This is a genomic window from Ectobacillus sp. (assembly GCF_056992975.1).
Map to the genome: position 1 here is coordinate 1 of NZ_JBXKMX010000056.1, position 3,565 is coordinate 3,565.

Below are 3,565 nucleotides of genomic sequence, written 5' to 3' on the forward strand. Positions count from 1 at the left end.
TTCTTACCGCTTCGCTCGAGGTTTTCCGTTTAGATACAAAAAAAGACCGCTTTCCATCATACTGGAAAACGGCCTTTTCTTTACAATTTACAAATCATCAGATAGATTCTTTCTAAATTTACCGACCATCGCATATAGCACAGGTACAAAGATTAGCGTTAGAAGTGTGGAGGTTGTTAAGCCGCCAATTACCGTAACCGCTAGCCCCTTGGAGATCAAACCATTTGTTGAAGTTGACAAGGCAAGTGGTACTAGGGCAAAAACCGTCGCAAATGCCGTCATTAAAATCGGCCGTAAGCGTGTCTTTGCTGCTTCCACAATCGATTCAACTAATTCCATTCCATGCTTTCGATTCGTTTCCACACGATCTAGTAGAACGACTGCGTTAGAAACTACTATACCAATTAGCATTAACAGACCAATTAAGGCACTCATAGAAAGGGATTGCCCACTAATTAATAACCCTCCTAGCGCCCCGACTGGAATGAAAATAAGGGAAGATAGAATGACGATTGGTGTCAATATGCCGCCAAATGTAAAGCTTAATACGAGGAACACAAACCCAATGGCTGCCCCCATAGCAAGTCCCATACTAGAGAAACCATCACTAATCATTTTTAAACCGCCGCCGAATTTTACATCCACGCCGCTTGGTAATGATAGTGATTTCACATCTTGTTGTACACTTTGTGATACTTTGGCAGTATCGTTTCCTTTTACCACTGCAGAAATCTTCACAAGTGGCTTGCCGTCATCATGATATAGTGTCGAAGGAACTTGTACTTCCGTTAAGTCCGCGACATCTCCAACCGTTTTCTTACCTTTTTGTGTAGTTACTTCAATATTCTTAATATCATCTTTTGATGTTATTTGTTTATTGTAATTAATGGTAACCTCTTGCTTCGTACCATTTACTTCATATTGACCAACGGATACAGTTGATAAATATTCATTTACTGCTTGCATAAGTGTAGTATACGAAACGCCCGCTTTGTTGCCCTCATCATTGATAGCAAGCTTCCATTTTGTTTGTCCGTCACTTACATTGCTAGATATATTTTTCAATTTATCATTTTTCTCTAACATTTTCACAATTGTATTGGAGGCATCTGTAAGCTTATTCATATCAGAACTGTATAACTGAATATCGATGTTATTTCCTGTTGAAACACCACCTTGTTGACTTTCAGTTACAGTTACAGTAGCATCTTTATTTTTTTCCTTAGAAAGGCTATCGATATTTTTTTGATATTTACTAATATATGAATCTGCATTTTCCTTATCATTTAACTGAATGGCAAAGGTGATTTTATTTTTGCTGCTTCCACCCATGAACATGGCACGGTCATTTGATAGGCCGATTGACACTTGACTATATTTAATTTCCTTTTGATCTTTCAAATACGATTCCGTTTGCTTGGCAATATCGTCCATTTGATTCACATTTACTGAATTTGGTACATCTATTTCAGCTTGCAAAGCTGTTGATGCACTTGATGGTAAGAAGGAAACACCTAGTTTTGGAATCATAGATAATGAACCAACTAATAACAGAACGGATAATAAAACCACTACCCATTTTCTCCGCAATGATACGCGAAGTAACGATTCATACCAATGAACAAGTTTCCCTTCTTTCTTTGCAGGTTTCACCTTTTTAAAGAACATACTTCCTAAAATCGGTATCACCAACAACGCAACAAGTAAGGAAACAGCAATTGAAAATACAACTGCTAGAGCAAATGGTCTAAAGATTTGACCAATCATTCCCGATACAAACGCAATCGGTACGAACACAACAAGCGTCGTAAGTGTAGAACCTGTAACAGCTCGCATCACTTCTTTCGTCGCATAAAAGGCTGTCTGCTTCATACTGAATTCGTCGCCTTTTTCTTGTCTCCAACGGAATATATTTTCAATAACTACGATACTATCATCAATAATCCGTCCAACTGCAATCGCCATACCACCAAGTGTCATAATATTGAGGGTATAGTCTGTTTGCTGCAATAAGCTAATTGTTGCCAAGATAGATAATGGTAACGAAATCATTGCAATTACTGTTGCACGTACATTCCGTAAGAAAAGTAGAATGATAATGACAGCAAATAATATACCGTATCCTCCTTCTTTTAGAAGAGAAGAAATAGATTCATTTACATCTTTTCCTTGGTCTTGCACGGTATAAGTGGTTACATTATTGCTCTTTTGGAATTCAGTGATTTTATCCTTTACCAACTTTACAACTTGCGCCGTATTTGCATCTTGTGTCTTTGTAACAGAAATTAAGAAGCTTTCTTTCCCATTAAATCTAGAAATTTCCGTCTGATCCGTTGCGTCTTTAACAGTTGCAATATCAGAAAGCTTTACCTTTTCTGCTGCTATAGTAGTAGTAGATCCGATTGCTTGACTAGCAGACCCTGGCGTTTGCGTTGCTCCCATCGCTAATCCTGCTGCTTGTCCTGATCCACCTTGCGTATATGATGTAGTTGCTTGCTGGCCTGATTGTCCACCTGAAATTTCAATATTCTTTATATCATCCGAACTTGCTGTAGATCCTTCCAAATCAAGAGGAATATTGGTTCCATCTTGTTTAACCTGACCAAGAGAAACTTTATAATTTTTCGCTTGAATCGCACTCTTAATTGTTTGCAGCGAAATTCCGTATTCTTTCGCTTTGTCTTGATCTACTTCAATTGAAATCTTATGCGTTTTCGTACCTTGAACCGTTACAGTTCCAACGCCTTCTAGTTTTTCTAATGTAGGAACAAGATTATCTTCAATTGCCTTTTGCGTATCTTGACTTGAATCATTTGCAGAAAGAGCCACCTCATAGATAGCCTGTGCACCCGTGTCAATTTTCTTTACTTCAACCTTAGCTCCATCTGGAACCTTCACTTTACTAACTGCTTCATCTAGCTTTGTTTTTTGTTTATCCATATCTGTACCGAATGGATACATAATAGATATATTAGCTGTATTATTGCTAGAGGTACTCGTTAGTGTATCGTAACCCCTTTGTTGCTTAATCGAATCTTCAAGAGGATTGGTTAACTGATCCTCCAGTTCACTTGCCGAATGATTCATATAAGTAGCTTGTACAAATAAAGCGGGAAATGACATATTCGGAAATGTTTCGACTTTAATTTTGTTCGTAGCATACCAACCACTACTAATAACGAGAATAACTAAGATTAGAACAGCCACGGTGTTCTTCAAGCTTATATGCAATAGTTTGCTCACTCATAACACTCCTTCTAGCTCGTAATATCCTAAGGATACAAAAGGTATGTGTCATGAATGTGACATAATCATTAGCTCGTATGTTTTGGTAAACGAATGAAAAAGGTTGTCTCTTCCCCAATCGTACTCATAACAGAAATGTTCCCGTTATGCAGAATAATAATCCGTTTCACTAGCGCAAGTCCAAGTCCATAACTATTTGTCGTACGTGTATGCGATTTGTCTACTTTATAAAATCGTTCAAAAATTCGCGGAAGGTCTTCTGCAGGAATTCCGTTACCTGTATTAGAGATGACAATTTCAAGTTCATCCTGCATCTCCT

At 37.9% G+C, this 3,565-nt stretch carries 2 protein-coding genes; both read right to left on the minus strand.

The genetic code is table 11. From position 1 onward, the window contains the following. Positions 1 to 87 precede the first annotated feature (87 nt). Entirely contained in the window at positions 88 to 3,243 is a 3,156-nt protein-coding gene (locus AC11ZT_RS02615; RefSeq protein WP_484058117.1) for an efflux RND transporter permease subunit, read from the minus strand. Positions 3,244 to 3,314: 71 nt separating this feature from the next. Continuing rightward, positions 3,315 to 3,565 (minus strand): sensor histidine kinase (locus AC11ZT_RS02620; protein WP_484058118.1); only part of this gene is annotated, 251 nt, incomplete at its 5' end.